The organism is Pseudomonas sp. TE3644 (assembly GCF_056278815.1).
In genome coordinates, this window is the sequence record NZ_JBWBQF010000001.1 from 6572714 (window position 1) to 6589296 (window position 16583).

At 64.1% G+C, this 16583-nt stretch carries 10 protein-coding genes and 1 pseudogene; all 11 read left to right on the forward strand.

Annotated elements, in window-relative coordinates:
* Positions 1-49 precede the first annotated feature (49 nt).
* A complete protein-coding gene (gene tssA, locus ACZ9GA_RS29265) occupies positions 50-1063 on the forward strand; it encodes a type VI secretion system protein TssA (protein ID WP_457363627.1) in 1014 nt (337 codons plus the stop codon).
* Positions 1064-1150: 87 nt separating this feature from the next.
* On the forward strand, positions 1151-1666 hold the full coding sequence (tssB, locus tag ACZ9GA_RS29270) for a type VI secretion system contractile sheath small subunit (RefSeq protein WP_027980003.1): 516 nt from the start codon (positions 1151-1153) through the stop codon (positions 1664-1666).
* Positions 1667-1680: 14 nt separating this feature from the next.
* Positions 1681-3174 carry a type VI secretion system contractile sheath large subunit gene (gene tssC, locus ACZ9GA_RS29275; protein WP_457358830.1) on the forward strand — a complete coding sequence of 498 codons (1494 nt, stop codon included), beginning with the start codon at positions 1681-1683 and terminating at the stop codon, positions 3172-3174.
* Positions 3175-3244: 70 nt separating this feature from the next.
* A complete protein-coding gene (locus tag ACZ9GA_RS29280; RefSeq protein ID WP_457358828.1) occupies positions 3245-3733 on the forward strand; it encodes an Hcp family type VI secretion system effector in 489 nt (162 codons plus the stop codon).
* A 68-nt stretch (positions 3734-3801) separates the two neighbouring features.
* On the forward strand, positions 3802-4323 hold the full coding sequence (gene tssE / locus ACZ9GA_RS29285) for a type VI secretion system baseplate subunit TssE (RefSeq protein ID WP_457358827.1): 522 nt from the start codon (positions 3802-3804) through the stop codon (positions 4321-4323).
* The gene (gene tssF, locus ACZ9GA_RS29290) at positions 4320-6179 is read left to right on the forward strand and encodes a type VI secretion system baseplate subunit TssF (protein WP_457358825.1); all 1860 of its coding nucleotides are present in this window, start codon (positions 4320-4322) and stop codon (positions 6177-6179) included. The genes tssE and tssF overlap by 4 nt, the downstream gene beginning before the upstream one ends.
* Positions 6143-7183 (forward strand): type VI secretion system baseplate subunit TssG, encoded by a 1041-nt coding sequence (gene tssG / locus ACZ9GA_RS29295; protein ID WP_457358823.1) that lies wholly within the window; start codon positions 6143-6145, stop codon positions 7181-7183. Before tssF ends, tssG begins: the two co-directional genes overlap by 37 nt.
* Positions 7176-9842, forward strand: coding sequence for a type VI secretion system ATPase TssH (gene tssH / locus ACZ9GA_RS29300; protein ID WP_457358821.1), 2667 nt, complete (start codon positions 7176-7178; stop codon positions 9840-9842). The genes tssG and tssH overlap by 8 nt, the downstream gene beginning before the upstream one ends.
* Before the next feature lie 2 nt (positions 9843-9844).
* A complete protein-coding gene (locus tag ACZ9GA_RS29305; RefSeq protein WP_457358820.1) occupies positions 9845-11788 on the forward strand; it encodes a type VI secretion system Vgr family protein in 1944 nt (647 codons plus the stop codon).
* Positions 11788-12222, forward strand: coding sequence for a DcrB-related protein (locus ACZ9GA_RS29310; RefSeq protein ID WP_457358818.1), 435 nt, complete (start codon positions 11788-11790; stop codon positions 12220-12222). Before ACZ9GA_RS29305 ends, ACZ9GA_RS29310 begins: the two co-directional genes overlap by 1 nt.
* A 12-nt stretch (positions 12223-12234) precedes the next feature.
* Positions 12235-16264, forward strand: a pseudogene (locus tag ACZ9GA_RS29315) (RHS repeat-associated core domain-containing protein); the annotation flags it as partial.
* Positions 16265-16583: the final 319 nt, after the last annotated feature.

Consider the following 16583-nt stretch of genomic DNA (forward strand, 5'->3'; position numbering starts at 1 on the left):
TCCGTGCCATGTCCCGTACATCTGCGGGCGATAAGGAGATCAAATCTTGGTGGATGTTGCCTGCCTGCTCACCCCTGTTTCCGAGGATTTGCCTTGCGGCGAAGACTTGGAATACGACCCGCAGTTCCTGCACTTGGAACGGGCCGCTGTCGGGCAGCCGGAACGCAGCATGGGCGATGCGGTACTTGCCGCCGAGCCCCCGCAATGGCGTGAGATAAGCCAGCTTAGCGAACAACTTCTGCAACGCAGCAAAGACTTGCGAATCTGCCACTTTCTGCTGCAGGGTGCGCTTGCCGTCGAGGGGCTGCGCGGCCTGGCCGATACGCTGTCACTGGTGCAGCGCCTGTTGGAAAATCACTGGGCCGGGTTGCACCCGTTGCTTGACGCTGACGATGACAACGACCCCACGCTGCGCCTCAATGCGCTGGTAGGGCTGGCCAGTGAAACCACCCTGAACCTGCTGCGTGACACGCCACTGATCCGCTCACGGGCATTCGGCGCCATCAGCCTGCGCGCAGCGGCCAATGCCAGCGGTCTGCAGCATTTCCAAGGCGAGAGCCTGGGCGGCGATCAGTTGCGCGGCGCCTTGCAGGACAGTGATCCCGAACAGCTGGAAGCCACCCGCCAGGCACTGGACGAAGCCCGCCAGGCCCTGCAGGGCATTGAGCAGCAGGTGGCCGCCCAGTTGGGCGTTGCACAGGGCGTAGACCTCAGCGCCCTGGACCGCCCGTTGAAGCTGGCCCGGCAGATCCTTGGCAGTGCTGCGGAGTCTGGCGAAGCCGATGACAGCGCGCCGCCAGTGGCCAGCGAAGAACCCGCCCAGGTTCACCACCTGCCCACGCCGCCGCGCAGCAGCGGCCAGATCGACAACCGTGACGATGTGCAGCAAAGCCTGCAGCGCATCCTCGATTACTACGCCCGCCACGAGCCCTCCAGCCCCGTGCCGGTACTGCTCAACCGCGCCCGGCAATTGGTCAGCGCGGACTTTGCGGCGATCGTGCGCAATCTGATCCCCGACGGCATGTCCCAATTCGAAAATTTGCGTGGTCCCGACGCCGAATAGCGTCGCGACCCCGTCGTACAGTCAGTGGCCGGCTGCCCAGGCAGGCCATGACCTCAACACGTCGCCCAGGCGACAAGGAGGAGCAACGTGGCCACTACCAGTTCCCAGAAGTTCATCGCGCGCAACCGCGCCCCTCGTGTGCAGATCGAGTACGACGTAGAGTTGTACGGTGCCGAGAAAAAAGTCCAGCTGCCCTTCGTCATGGGTGTCATGGCCGACCTTGCCGGCAAGCCCGAGGAGCCGCTGGCACCAGTGGCCGAGCGCAAGTTCCTGGAAATCGACGTCGACAACTTCGACTCGCGGCTCAAGGCCATGAAGCCACGTGTGGCCTTTCACGTGCCCAACGAGCTGACCGGTGAAGGCAACCTGAGCCTGGATATCACCTTCGAAAGCATGGACGACTTCAGCCCGGCCGCCGTGGCGCGCAAGGTCGATGCCCTGAACAAGCTTCTTGAGGCTCGCACCCAGCTGGCCAACCTGCTGACCTACATGGACGGCAAAAGCGGTGCCGAGGAAGCCATCATGAAGGCCATCCAGGACCCCGCCCTGCTCGCCGCCCTGGCCAGCGCGCCGAAGCCAAGCGACTCCGAGCCCACCACCTGATCAGGAAGATCCCCATGTCCGAGTTGATGAAAGACAGTCAGCCGCAACCGGCGGTGACCGAGCAGGCCAACGAGTTCGCCTCCCTGTTGCTGCAAGAGTTCAAACCCAAGACCGAGCGTGCCCGCGAAGCGGTCGAGACGGCGGTACGGACCCTGGCCGAACAAGCCCTGGCCCAGACCAGCCTGGTGTCCAACGACGCCATCAAGTCGATCGAATCGATCATCGCCGCCATCGACGCCAAGCTCACCGCCCAGGTCAACCAGGTCATCCACCACCCCGAATTCCAGCAGCTGGAAAGCGCCTGGCGTGGCCTGCACTACCTAGTCAACAACACCGAATCCGATGAGCAACTGAAGATTCGCGTGCTCAACATCGCCAAGCCGGAACTGCACAAGACCCTGAAGAAATTCAAGGGCACGGCCTGGGACCAGAGCCCCATCTTCAAGAAGATGTACGAGGAAGAGTACGGCCAGTTCGGCGGCGAGCCGTACGGCTGCCTGGTGGGCGACTACTACTTCGACCAGTCGCCGCCCGACGTCGAACTGCTGGGCGAGCTGTCCAAGGTCTGCGCGGCCATGCACGCGCCGTTCATTGCTGCCGCCTCGCCAACCGTCATGGGCATGGGCTCGTGGCAGGAACTGTCGAACCCGCGTGACCTGACCAAGATCTTCACCACCCCCGAGTACGCCGGCTGGCGCTCGCTGCGCGAGTCCGAGGATTCGCGCTACATCGGCCTGACCATGCCGCGGTTCCTGGCGCGCCTGCCTTACGGCGCCAAGACCGATCCGGTGGAGGCGTTCGCCTTCGAGGAAAACACCGACGGCGCCGACAGCAGCAAGTACACCTGGGCCAACGCCGCCTATGCCATGGCGGTGAACATCAATCGCTCGTTCAAGTATTACGGCTGGTGCTCGCGCATCCGTGGTGTGGAGTCGGGTGGCGAAGTGCAGAACCTGCCGGCGCATACCTTCCCCACCGATGACGGCGGCGTGGACATGAAGTGCCCGACCGAGATCGCCATTTCCGATCGTCGTGAAGCCGAACTGGCCAAGAATGGCTTCATGCCGCTGCTGCACAAGAAGAACACCGACTTCGCTGCCTTCATCGGCGCCCAGTCGCTGCAGAAGCCGGCCGAGTACGACGACCCCGATGCCACCGCCAATGCCAACCTGGCCGCACGTTTGCCGTACCTGTTCGCCACCTGCCGCTTCGCCCATTACCTGAAGTGCATCGTGCGCGACAAGGTCGGCTCCTTCAAAGAGAAGGACGAGATGCAGCGCTGGCTGCAGGACTGGATTCTCAACTACGTCGACGGCGACCCGGCGCACTCAACCGAAACCACCAAGGCCCAGCACCCGCTGGCGGCAGCCGAAGTGGTGGTGGAGGAAGTGGAAGGTAATCCGGGTTACTACAACTCCAAGTTCTTCCTGCGCCCGCACTACCAGCTCGAAGGCCTGACCGTTTCCCTGCGGCTTGTCTCCAAGCTGCCATCGGCCAAGGGCGCCTGATTCACCCAAACACAGCAACGCGGCGCCCAGCGCGCCGCGTCATCGCCACTAACGCATTCCAGGAGGAATCATGGCAGTAGACATGTTCATCAAGATCGGTGATATCAAGGGCGAGTCCCAGGACACCGCCCACAAGGACGAAATCGACGTTCTGTCGTGGGGCTGGGGCCTGTCCCAGAGCGGTTCCATGCACCTTGGCAGCGGCGGCGGTGCCGGCAAGGTCAACGTCCAGGACCTGACCTTCAACAAGTACTTCGACAAGTCGTCGCCGAACCTGATGATGGCCTGCTCCAGCGGCAAGCATTACCCGGAAGCCAAGCTGGTGGTGCGCAAGGCCGGCGGCGACAGCCAGGTCGAGTACATCGTCATCACCCTCAAGGAAGTGCTGGTCTCTTCCATCGGCACCGGTGGCACCAACCACGATGACCGTCTGACCGAGACCATCACCCTCAATTTCGCCCAGGTGCTGGTCGACTACCAGCCGCAGAAAGCCGATGGCACCAAGGACGGTGGCCAGATCAAGTACGGCTGGAACATCCGTCAGAACGTCAAGCTCTGATGCCCCTTGGCAGCGGCGCCCTGGCGCCGCTGCCGCCTGATTGCCTTTACCCCCTCGGTGCCTGACCCATGGCCACGCCTTCCAATGTCCTCAATCCGCGCGAGCGGTTGCAGCCGTCGCTGCTCGACCGTCTGAGCGATGACCGGCCGGGTGTGCTGCAAGAGGCGCCCGAGCAGCGTGCCCTGTCCCTCGGCCAGCTGAAGGAGTCGGTGCTGCGCGACCTGACCTGGCTGCTCAACAGCACCTGTCTGTTCGACGCCGACACCAGCCAGAACACCCCGGCCGGTTCCTCGGTGATCAACTACGGGTTGCCGGCGCTGGCGGGCAATAGTGCGTCCAACGTCGATGTGGAGGCGCTGGAACGCGTGATTCGACAAACCATCATCACCTTCGAGCCGCGCATCCTCGCCGCCAGCGTCAGGGTCAAAGCCTGCATGGCGCCTGGCGAGATGAACCACAACGCCTTGAGCTTCGCCATCGAAGGCGACCTGTGGGCGCAGCCGGTGCCGTTACGCTTGCTGCTGCAGACCGACCTGGACCTGGAATCGGGGCACGTGCGCGTGGTGCACGCCGAACGGAGGCGCCCATGAACCCGCGCCTGCTGGAGTTCTACAACCAGGAGCTGCAACACATCCGTGATGGTGCGGCCGAGTTCGCCCAGCAATACCCCAAGATCGCCGGGCGGCTGTCGCTCAGTGGCATCGAATGCGCCGACCCTTATGTCGAACGCCTGCTGGAAGGGTTCGCCTACCTGACCGCGCGCGTGCAACTGAAACTGGACGCCGAATACCCGACCTTCACCCATAACCTGCTGGAAGTCGCCTACCCGCATTACCTGGCGCCGACGCCGTCGATGACGGTGGTGCAGCTGAACCCGGACACCGAGGAGGGTTCGTTGAGCGCAGGGTTCACGTTGCCGCGCGGCACCGCCTTGCGCGCCACCCTTGGGCGCGACAGTCAGACGTGCTGCGAGTACCGTACCGCTCATGCCGTGACCCTGTGGCCGGTAACCCTGACGCAGGCCGATTACTTCGGCAACCCGCAGGCGGTACTGGGGCGTTTGGCAGCCAGCGAACCCAAGGCCCGTGCGGGCCTGCGCCTGACCCTGCGGGTGGGCGCCGAGCAACGCTTCAGCGAACTGGGCCTGGATGAACTGCCACTGTACCTGCATGGCGCGGGCGAGCAGCCGTCGCGCCTGTACGAGCAGTTGCTTGGCAACGCCTGCGCGGTGTTTGTCCGCGAGCCGGGCAGCGATCGGGTCGAACGCCTGCCCGCCGATGCCTTGCGCACCCGGGGGTTTGATGATGCCGACGCGGCGTTGCCGGTGGTGCCCCGGGCGTTCCAGGGTTATCGCCTGCTGCAGGAATATTTCGCCTTGCCGCAACGCTTTCTGTTCGTTGAGTTCACCGGGCTGCAGCGCTGCGTGCGCGCCTGCCAGGGCTCGACGCTGGAAGTGATCGTGCTGTTCAACAACGTCGACAAGGCCCTGGAAGGGCAGGTCGATGCCGGGCATTTTCGACCCTATTGCGCCCCGGCCATCAACCTGTTCCCGCGCCGCCTGGACCGTATTCATCTGTCGGACCGGGTCAACGAGCACCATGTGATCGCCGACCGCACCCGGCCGATGGATTTCGAAGTGCACTCGCTGACTGACCTCAGCGGCCACGGCACCGGCCCCGATCAGGCGTTCCTGCCGTTCTACGCCGTGCGCGATCCGTCGCGCTACGGGCGCGACCAGGCGTATTACATCGTGCGCCGCGAGCCGCGGGTGCTGTCCAGCAACCAGCGGCGCAGCGGCCCACGTTCCAACTACGTGGGCAGCGAAACCTTCATCAGCCTGGTGGACGCCGGCCAGGCGCCTTACCGCCATGACCTGCGCCAGTTGGGCGTTGGCGCGCTGTGCACTAACCGCGACTTGCCGCTGTTCATGAGCGTGGGCGGCGGCAACACCGACTTCACCTTGTCCGATAGCGCCCCCGTGTTGTCGGTGCGCTGCCTGGCCGGCCCCAGCCGCCCGCGCGCCAGTCACGCCCATGACGGCAAGGCCTGGCGCCTGATCAGCCAGCTGTCGCTCAACTACCTGTCTTTGTGCGAACAGGGGCAGGGCGCGGCAGCCTTGCGCGAAATGCTGCGCCTGTATGGCGATGACAACGACCCGGCGTTGCAATTGCAGATCGAAGGCCTGCGCGACGTCAGTGCCCGTCCGTGCACCCGACGCTTGCCCATGCCCGGCCCCATCGTGTTTGGCCGTGGCCTGGAAATAACCCTGACGTTCGATGAAAACGCCTTTCGCGGCGCGGGCGTGTTTTTGCTGGGCGCCGTGTTCCAGCGCTTCCTGGCCCGCTACGTATCGATCAACAGTTTTACCGAGACCGTGCTCAAGACCACCGAGCGCGGCGAGATCATGCGATGGAAAGCCCAGCCCGGCTGCCGGCCCACCCTGTGAACAGCCAATCGGCCATGCAGGCGGCACCCTGGGAATTCGATTTTTTCCAGGCGCTGCGCCGCCTCCAGTGCGAAACCCCCGAGCTACCACGGCTGGGGCATTCACGCCGTCTGAGCGAGGATGCCCTGCGCCTGGGCCAACGCGCCGACTGCACCTTCGCACCGTCCACCCTGGCAGCGTTGACCCCGGGCGAAGAGGGCAGCGCGCCGCGCCTGGAGCAGTTTTTCTTCGGCCTGGGCGGCCCCAACGGGCCCATGCCGTTGCCCATGACCGAGTACGTGCGCGACCGCGAACGCAATCAGGGCGACAGCACCACCAAGCATTTTCTGGACATGTTCCACCATCGCTTGCTCAGCCTGTTCTACCGCGCCTGGGCTGAAGCACGGCCAACCGCCAGCCACGACCGCCCCGACGATGATTACTGGTCGGCACGCCTGGCAGCGCTGTGCGGGCGCGGCATGGACAGCCTGCTGAGCCAGGGGCCCATCGCCGACAACGCCACGCTGCACTACAGCGGCCACCTGGCAGCCCAGACCCGTCACCCCGACGGCTTGCGCGCCATCCTCAGCGAATACTTCGGCGTACCGGTGGCAGTCGAGGAATACGTAGGCCAGTGGCTGGCGCTGCCGGACCGCAATCGCCTGGGCATCGAACACTGCCGGCTGGGCGAAGACCTGTGCCTGGGCAGCCATGTCTGGGACCGCCAGCACAAATTCCGTCTGCGCCTGGGGCCACTGCCACTGGCGCGCTACATGGCCCTGCTGCCCGGTGGCCAGCTGTTCATCGAGCTGGCCGCCTGGGTGCGCGAATACCAGGGCGAAGAGCTGGACTGGGACCTAAACCTGGTGCTGGAACAGCAACACGTGCCCGACCTCAGCCTGGGTGGCGACAGCCGCCTGGGTTTCAACACCTGGCTTGGCCGGCCCGGCGCGGATGCCGCGGACCTGCTGCTGTCAAGGCATTACGCCGAACCTCACATTGCAAAGGATTCCAATCATGGGTGAAATCAGCCGCGCCGCCTTGTTCGGCAAACTCAACAGCGTGGCCTACAAGGCCATCGAAGCGGCGACGGTGTTCTGCAAGCTGCGCGGCAACCCCTACGTGGAACTGGCGCACTGGTTCCACCAGCTGCTGCAACTGCAGGACAGCGACCTGCATCGCATCATCCGCCAGTTCAACCTGGACCCGGCCCGCGTGGCCCAGGGCCTGACCGAAGCGCTGGATCGCCTGCCGCGCGGTTCCACCTCGATCACCGACCTGTCATCGCAAGTGGAAGAGAGCGTGGAACGCGGCTGGGTGTATGGCAGCCTGATGTTCGGCGAAAGCCAGGTGCGTAGCGGTTACCTGCTGATTGGCATCCTCAAGACCCCCAGCCTGCGCCACGGGCTGCTGGGCCTGAGTGCCGAATTCGACAAGCTCAAGGTCGAAAGCCTGACCGAACGCTTCGCCGAGTACGTGGGTGACTCCCCGGAAAATGCCCTGGCTGCCACCGACGGTTTCAACGCCGGTGCCGTGCCGGGCGAAGCCAGCGGCGCCCTGGCGCCCAGCGCGCTGGGCAAGCAGGAAGCGCTCAAGCGCTTCACCGTCGATCTGACCGAGCAGGCGCGCAGCGGCAAGCTGGACCCCATCGTTGGCCGTGATGACGAAATCCGCCAACTGGTGGATATCCTGATGCGTCGCCGCCAGAACAACCCCATCCTCACCGGCGAGGCCGGGGTCGGCAAGACCGCCGTGGTCGAGGGTTTCGCTTTGCGCATCGTCGCCGGTGATGTGCCGCCCGCGCTCAAGGACGTGGAACTGCGCAGCCTGGACGTTGGCCTGCTGCAAGCCGGTGCCAGCATGAAGGGCGAGTTCGAGCAGCGCCTGCGCCAGGTCATCGAGGACGTGCAGGCCTCGCCCAAGCCGATCATCCTGTTCATCGACGAAGCCCACACCCTGGTTGGTGCCGGTGGCGCCGCCGGCACCGGCGATGCTGCCAACCTGCTCAAACCGGCGCTGGCCCGCGGCACCCTGCGCACTGTTGCCGCCACTACCTGGGCGGAGTACAAAAAACACATCGAAAAAGACCCGGCCCTGACCCGTCGCTTCCAGGTGGTGCAGGTGGCCGAGCCTTCCGAGGGCAAGGCCTTGCTGATGATGCGCGGCGTGGCCTCGACCATGGAAAAGCACCACCAGGTGCAGATCCTCGACGAAGCGCTGGAGGCCGCCGTCAAGCTGTCCCATCGCTACATCCCCGCGCGCCAGCTGCCGGACAAATCGGTCAGCCTGCTGGACACCGCCTGTGCCCGCGTTGCCACCAGCCTGCATGCAGTGCCCGCCGAGGTCGATGACAGCCGTCGGCGCATCGAGGCGCTGGAAACCGAACTGTCGATCATCGCCCGCGAGCACGCCATTGGCGTCGAGGTCGCCAGCCGCCAGGCAGCGGTAGACGACGCGCTGGGCACCGAGCGCGCCCGGTTGGCCGAGCTGGAAGGGCGCTGGACCGAGGAGAAGCACTTGGTCGACGAGCTGTTGATGCTGCGCGCCAGCCTGCGCGAAAACCTCGGCGCGGTTGAAGGCAGTGAAGACCATGCGCAGCGCGCGCAACTGCGCGACGTGCAACGGCGCCTGGGCCTGCTGCAGGGCGAATCGCCGCTGATCCTGCCGACCGTGGACTACCAGGCCGTAGCCGCCGTGGTCGCCGACTGGACCGGTATCCCGGTGGGGCGCATGGCGCGTAATGAAATCGAGACCGTGCTCAAGCTCGACCAGCTCATGGCCAAGCGCATCATCGGCCAGGACCATGCCCTGAAGATGATCGCCAAGCGCATCCAGACCTCGCGCGCCGGCCTCGACAACCCCAGCAAACCCATCGGCGTGTTCATGCTGGCCGGCACCTCCGGCGTAGGCAAGACTGAAACCGCGCTGGCGCTGGCCGAGGCGCTGTATGGCGGCGAGCAGAACATCATCACCATCAACATGAGCGAGTTCCAGGAAGCTCACACCGTCTCCACCCTCAAGGGCGCGCCGCCCGGCTACGTCGGCTACGGCGAAGGCGGTGTGCTGACCGAGGCCGTGCGCCGTAAGCCCTACAGCGTGGTGCTGCTCGATGAGGTGGAAAAAGCCCACCCCGATGTGCACGAAATCTTCTTCCAAGTGTTCGACAAGGGCGTGATGGAAGACGGCGAAGGCCGGGTCATCGACTTCAAGAACACCCTGATCCTGCTGACCACCAACGCCGGCACCGAGATGATCGCCGGCCTCTGCCAGCCTGGTCGTGCGGTCCCCGACCCCGACGACATCGCCAAGGCCCTGCGCCAGCCGCTGCTGGAGATCTTCCCGCCGGCGCTGTTGGGCCGGCTGGTGACCATTCCGTACTACCCGCTCAACGACGACATGCTCAAGGCCATCACCCGGCTGCAACTGGACCGCATCAAGCGCCGCGTGGAGTCCACCCACAGGGTGGCGTTCGATTACGACGACGCCGTAGTCGACCTGATCGTGTCGCGCTGCACCGAAAATGAAAGCGGTGGACGCATGATCGACGCCATCCTCACCAACACCCTGCTGCCGGACATGAGCCGCGAGTTCCTGACCCGCCTGCTTGAAGGCCAGCCACTGGCCGGCGTACGCATCAGCGTGCGCGACCAGGCCTTGCAGTACGACTTCGGTAGCGTCCACTGACCATGTTCTTCAGCCAAAGCTCGCGCCTGGTCCAGGTCTACAGCCCCCTCGCCGACAATGTCCTGCTGCTCAAGGACATGGGCGGCGTGGAGGAGCTGGGGCGCCTGTTCGCCTACGACTTGCAACTGACCTCCCAGGACCCGGCCATCAACCTCAACCTGCTGCTGGGCAAGCCAATGGCCCTGGGCCTGGGGCTGGATAACGGCAGCACCCGCTACTTCCACGGCGTGGTGTCGCGTTGCAGCCAGGTCAACGGTCGCGGCCAGTTCGCCAGTTATCAGGTCACCCTGCGGCCGTGGTTGTGGCTGCTGACGCGCACTTCCGACTGCCGGATCTTCCAGCACATGAGCGTGCCGCAGATCGTCAAGCAGGTGTTCCGCGACCTGGGCTTTTCCGACTTCGAAGACCAGCTGACCCAGTCCTACCGCGAGTGGGAATACTGCGTGCAGTACCGGGAAAACAGCTTCGACTTCGTCAGCCGTCTGCTGGAAAAGGAAGGCATCTACTACTACTTCCGCCACGAAAAAGACCGTCACGTCCTGGTGCTGGCCGACGCTTACGGCGCCCACGTCAACGCGCCGGGCTACAGCGTGGTGCCGTTCTACCCGCCCGATGGCCAGCAGCGCGAGCGCGACCACCTGTTCGACTGGCGCCTGGCCCAGGAGGTGCAGTCCGGCTCGGTGGAGCTCAACGACTACGACTTCCAGCGCCCCAGCGCGCGCATCGACGTGCGCGCCGAAGTCCCGCGCCCCCACGACTACGCCGACTACCCGCTGTACGACTACCCCGGCGCGTACGTGCAAAGCCAGGACGGCGAGCATTACTCGCGCACCCGCGTGCAGGCCCTGCAAAGCCTGCACGAGCGCATCGAACTGACCGGCAACGCCCGCGGCCTGGGCGCCGGCCACCTGTTCACCCTGAGCAACTTCGCCCGCCAGGACCAGAACCGCGAGTACCTGATCGTCGCCAACCGCTACCTGATCACCCAGGAAGACCTGGAAACCGGGCAGGGTGCCAGCCAACTGCAATTCGAAAGCCACCTGAGCTGCATCGACGCCCAGCAGGTCTTCCGCCCGCTGGCGGTCACCCACCGCCCCATCGTGCGCGGCCCGCAGACCGCCGTGGTGGTGGGGCCGGCCAACGAGGAAATCTGGACCGACCAATACGGCCGCGTGAAGGTGCACTTCCACTGGGACCGTCACGACCAGTCCAACGAGAACAGCTCGTGCTGGATCCGCGTGTCACAGGCCTGGGCCGGCAAGAACTGGGGGTCCATGCAGATCCCGCGCATTGGTCAGGAAGTGATCGTCAGCTTCCTGGAAGGCGACCCCGACCGGCCGATCATCACCGGCCGCGTGTACAACGCCGAACAGCCTGTGCCTTACGACCTGCCGGCCAATGCCACGCAAAGTGGCACCAAAAGCCGTTCGAGCAAGGGCGGCACGCCGGCCAACTTCAATGAAATCCGCATGGAGGACAAGAAGGGCGCGGAGCAGCTGTTTATCCATGCCGAGCGCAATCAGGACATCGAGGTGGAGAACGATGAGACGCATTGGGTGGGGCATAACCGTACCAAGACGGTCGATTTCAGCGAGCTCGTCACCATTGGTGCCAACCGTGTGCGGGCGGTCAAGGAAGACGACGTGCTGATGGTGGGCAACAGCAAGCGCGACAGCGTCGCGGACGTCTATTTGCTCGAAGTGGGGCAGACATTTCGTCTGGTGTGTGGCGACAGCGTGCTGGAGCTCAAGGCCAATGGCGACATCAACCTGACCGGCAAGAATTTCAATTTTTTCGCCTCCCAGGACGCCCACTTCAACACCGGCGGCAATCTCAATCTCAACATTGGCGGCCCTGCCGGGGCAGCGCCTGCTGGCCAGGGTGTGCAGACCAATATTCAAAGCAGCGTGGCAGCCATGTTCCCCACGCCCGAAGGCAAATCCTGATGACTTACCGTACCCAGCAATTGCAATTCCAGATGCCTGATCCTGATGTGCAGGACGCATCGATCAACATCCTCAAGTTCGCCAACCTTGGCACCTCCCTGGTGATCAGCCGCAGCCTGCTGGCGGAGGGCGAAACCCTGCAAGCCAGTTTCGACGCGCAGCTCAAGCGCATGGGCGAGCAGCTTCAGGACGTGCGTTTCCAGCCAGCGGTGGCGTTAATGGTCGGGCCTGCCGCCGACGTTCCAGCATTCGAGCTGCGCAGCCAGTTCAGCAAGGGCAACGAAAACGTTTTCCAGTGTCAGCTGGTGTTGGTGATGCCTGGCACCCGACAGATGCTCGCCCTCAGCTATGTGAAGCCCCAGCCGCTGGGCGATGCCGAACTGGCCCATTGGGCGCTGATCAAGAACACCCTCATCATCAATCCCTCCGTTTGAGTTCCCCTATCCATGTCTGACGCCCTATGGGCCGCCCGCGAGGGCGATGCACTGATGCACTCGAGCATGATGGCCGACATCCTCGGCGGGGTGCTTGAGGTCGCAGCTTATGCGGCGGTGGGAACCCTGGTCACCATGGCGGCAGGACCTCTTCTTGCCGTTGCCGGCCTGGGCGCTGTAGCCGCACTGGCGGGTGGCTGCGTACTGAACGCGGCGGTCGGCATCGTGGTTGGCGTCACCATGAACGGCACCGGTCTGGGCGAGCGGTTGAGCGGTTTTTGCGACAGCATTGCCACGGCGATCTTTCCGCCAGTGGTGCAAGCCAACATCCTCACAGGCTCCAGCAATACCTTCATCAACGGCAAGCCTGCGGCCCGTGCTGCGGGTGCCCTGGGCAGCGCCGCCGCGCCGGGTACCGATGTCTGTACCCCACAGCCCGAGCCCGAGGAAGGCAGCTACCTCGACATGGCCATGGGCTTTTTTTCGCAGCTATGGCGGCCCACGGTAGCCATGGCTTCGCCCCTGGCGGTACCGTGTCCGGATGACATGATCATCTGTACCAAGCACCCGCCAGGCGCACCGCAATTTCTGGCCGAGGGCTCAAGCAAGGTCAGCATCAACGGCCAGCCTGCTGTGCGCAGCGGTGACCGCAGCACCTGCGAGGCCACGGTGGCCAGCTCCGGGCTGATTTCGCCGAACGTGCGCATCGGTGGCGGTGCGGTGGTGGTACGGGACATTCGCAGCGGCAAGACGCCCGGCGTCGGCTTGGCGATTACCGTGCTGATGGCCCTGCGCGGCAACAGAGGCAAGTTTTTCAGCCGACTGCCTTGCCTGGCGCTGGGCTTGGTACGTGGCTGGACGGTCGATCAGGCCATTGGTGCAGCGGTCAACGCCATCGTCGGCTCGCCGCACCCGGTGCATGCTGCGACCGGCGGCAAGGTGCTCAACGGCGACGACGACACCGACTTCGTCCTGCCGGGGATCATGCCCCTGGAGTGGCGGCGCTTCTACAGCAGCGCCGATCTGCGCCGCGACGGCCTGTTCGGTGCCGGGTGGAGCGTGCCATTCGAGGTCCAGGTCCAAGTGCTGCCGCACCCGGACGGCGGCGAGCAGCTGATCTACACCGATGAGCAGGGCCGGCGTATCGAGATGGGCGCCATCGCGCCCGGCAGCGCCGTGTTCAGTGCGGGCGAAGGGCTGAGTGTGCGTCGGCACATCAATGGGCAATTGTTGATCGAGAGCGAAGACGGCCTGTACCGCCTGTTCGACCCTTCGCCGCTCGAACCCGACGCTGTTGCGCCTGAGCCAGTGGGGTGACCGCAACGACAATCGCCTGTACCTGACCTATGACGATCTGGGTCGGTTGGCGCGCTTGCATGATGACTTGGATGTGGTGCAGGCCGAGCTTCTGTACGATCTGCAGTGGCCCCGACGGGTAGCCGCCGTGGACCGCATCTACCCGGACCACAGCCGCGAACGCCTCGCCGAGTACCGCTATGATCACGCCGGCGACCTGACGGTGGTCAGCGATGCCGAGGCACGGGTAGTGCGCCAGTTCGCCTACGATGCCGGCCGACGCATGGTAGAGCACCAATTGCCCGGCGGTTTGCGCTGCTTCTACGAGTGGGCACATTTCACGGACGGCGACTGGCGGGTAGTGCGCAGTTGGACCGACGATGGCGAGCAGTACCAGTTCGACTATGACCTGGAGCAGGGCCTTACCCAAATCACCGATGGCCTGGGGCGCACCAGCACCCGCCAGTGGAACCCGCAGTTCCAGATCATCCGCTCCATCGACAACCTTGGCCACACCTGGCACTTCGACTGGAATGACGAGCGCCAATTGATGGGTGCCGTCGACCCGAAAGGTGGCCAATGGTCGTTTGCTTACGACGAATCCGGCAACCTGGCCTCGTCCACCAATGCCCTGGGCCAAACTCAAAGTACGGTCTGGCTCGAGCACTGGTCACTGCCCCAGGCCGAGACCGACGCAGCCGGCAACAGTTGGCGCTATCGCTACGACACGCGTGGCAACCTCAGCGAAGAGACCGACCCGCTGGGTCACGTCACCCGCTACATCCACGACCGCCGTGGCCAGGTGGTGGAAATCATCGACGCCACCGGTAAGTCGAAAAAACTGCGCTGGAACAATGCCGGGCAAATCATCCAGCACATCGATTGCTCCAGCTACCCTACGGAGTTCGCGTACGACAAGCGCGGCCATCTGCAAGCCGTCACTGATGCTTTGGGCGAGCGCTCGGTGTACCACCACGACGCCCTCGGCCGGCTGATCCGCAGCGAACTGCCCGATGGCCGCACCGAGCAGTTCGCGCGTGATGTCGGCGGGCAACTGCTGGCTTACACCGACCCAGCCGGGCACACCACCCGCTACCAGCGCGACCATCGTGGCCAGGTGCGGCAGCGCATTGACCCGCTGAATCGCCAGGTACAGTTCAGCTATGACCCCTACGGCCGCCTGCAGGCGCTGACCAACGAAAACGGCGAAAGCTATCGTTTCACCTGGGACGCGGCCGATCGTCTGATCGAGCAGCAGGACCTGGACGGTAGCGCCCGTCGCTATGGTTACGACGCCATGAACAGCGTGATTGCCGTGCAATATCGTCCGGCGCCGCATGGCGCGGGGCTGGCCTTGGTCGAGGACGGCGCACCTGTAATGCATTGGCTGCAGCGTGACGCCATCGGCCAGCTGCGCACCAAGCTGACCGACGATGGTCGCACCGCCTATACCTACGACCCTGTCGGTCAGCTCACCGACATCGGATTCACCGGTTGGGATGGCAGCGAACAGACCTTGAGCTTCGTCTACGACGCCCTTGGCCAGTTGCGGGAAGACACCAGCGCCGCCGGTACCTTGCAGCATCACTACGACGAGCTCGGCAACCTCATCCAGACCCAGCTCCCGGACGGCCGCTGGCTCAACCGCCTGTACTACGGCAGCGGCCACCTGCACCAGCTCAACCTCGACGGTCGCGTAATCAGCGACTTCGAGCGCGACCGGCTGCACCGCGAAGTGCTGCGCACCCAAGGCCAACTCGATACCCGCAGCGATTACGACCGCAGCGGCCGTTTGCTCAGCCGCAAACGCCGGGTAAGAAACCTGCCGGCCGTGCTGCCGGCGGCGGTACAGAAGCGCTACGAATACGACCCCAGCGACAACCTGATCGGCCGCTTCGACCAGCAAAACGATGAGCGCCGCCAGGACCTGCTGCACTACGACGCCACCGGCCGAATCATGGCTGCCCAATCCGGCGCCCGCACCGAGACCTTCGCGTACGACGCGGCCGCCAACCTGCTCGACGGCCCGGGTGTGGGCGCAGGATTGGTGGTGCACAACAAACTGCTCACCTATCAGGACAAACGCTACCGCTACGATGGGTTTGGCCGGCTGATCGAGAAGCGCAAGGGGAGCCATGTGGTGCAGCGGTTCAGCTATGACGCTGAGCATCGCATCAAAGAGATTCGGACGCAGGATGGGCACCGCGAGACTGTTTTGCGCATGACGTACGACCCGTTGGGTCGGCGGATTGGCAAAAGCGAGCATGACGCCAAGGGCTTTCCGCTGGGCGAGACGCGGTTTGATTGGGACGGGCTGCGGCTGTTGCAGGAGCACCGGCATGGGCAGAGCAGCCTCTACCTCTACTCCAGCGAAGGCAGCTACGACCCGCTGGCGCGGGTGGATGGCATTGGGCCCGAGGCGCGGATTCGCTATTACCACAACGACCTGAACGGGCTGCCTGAACAACTCACCGAAGCTGACGGCCATACCGTGTGGCGGGCCAAGTATCAGGTGTGGGGCAACACGGTCGAGGAGGTGCGGGAGCCGTACTACATTGAAGAGCAGAACCTGCGGTTTCAGGGGCAGTACCTGGACCGGGAGACGGGGCTGCACTACAACACGTTTCGGTTTTATGATCCGGATGTGGGGCGGTTTGTTTCGCCGGATCCGATTGGGTTGGCGGGTGGAACTAATCTCTACGCATACGGTAATAACCCAACAGGTTGGATAGATCCTCTGGGCTGGTGCCGGGAAAACTCCCAAAAAAGGTTCAACAAGAGAGACAATATTACGAAGCGTTTTGTCCCGTTGCTGACCGGCAAGTCTGCGGATGATTTGTCGGGACATCTTCAAAGTAAAGGGTGGGTAAAATCTTATCCTTATTCCGCGGAGCCATTAAAGACGCAGCACGTATTATTCACTAGGGGGGAATATATTCTAGACTATAACCCTAAGGGCGACCTGCACGGCGGCCCTTATTGGAAGATTAAAAAGCCTGGTGACAGTGTCGATAAGGTTTATGGTCGGATCGGTGGGGCCGGCTTTCAAAAGTATGACCGGATCA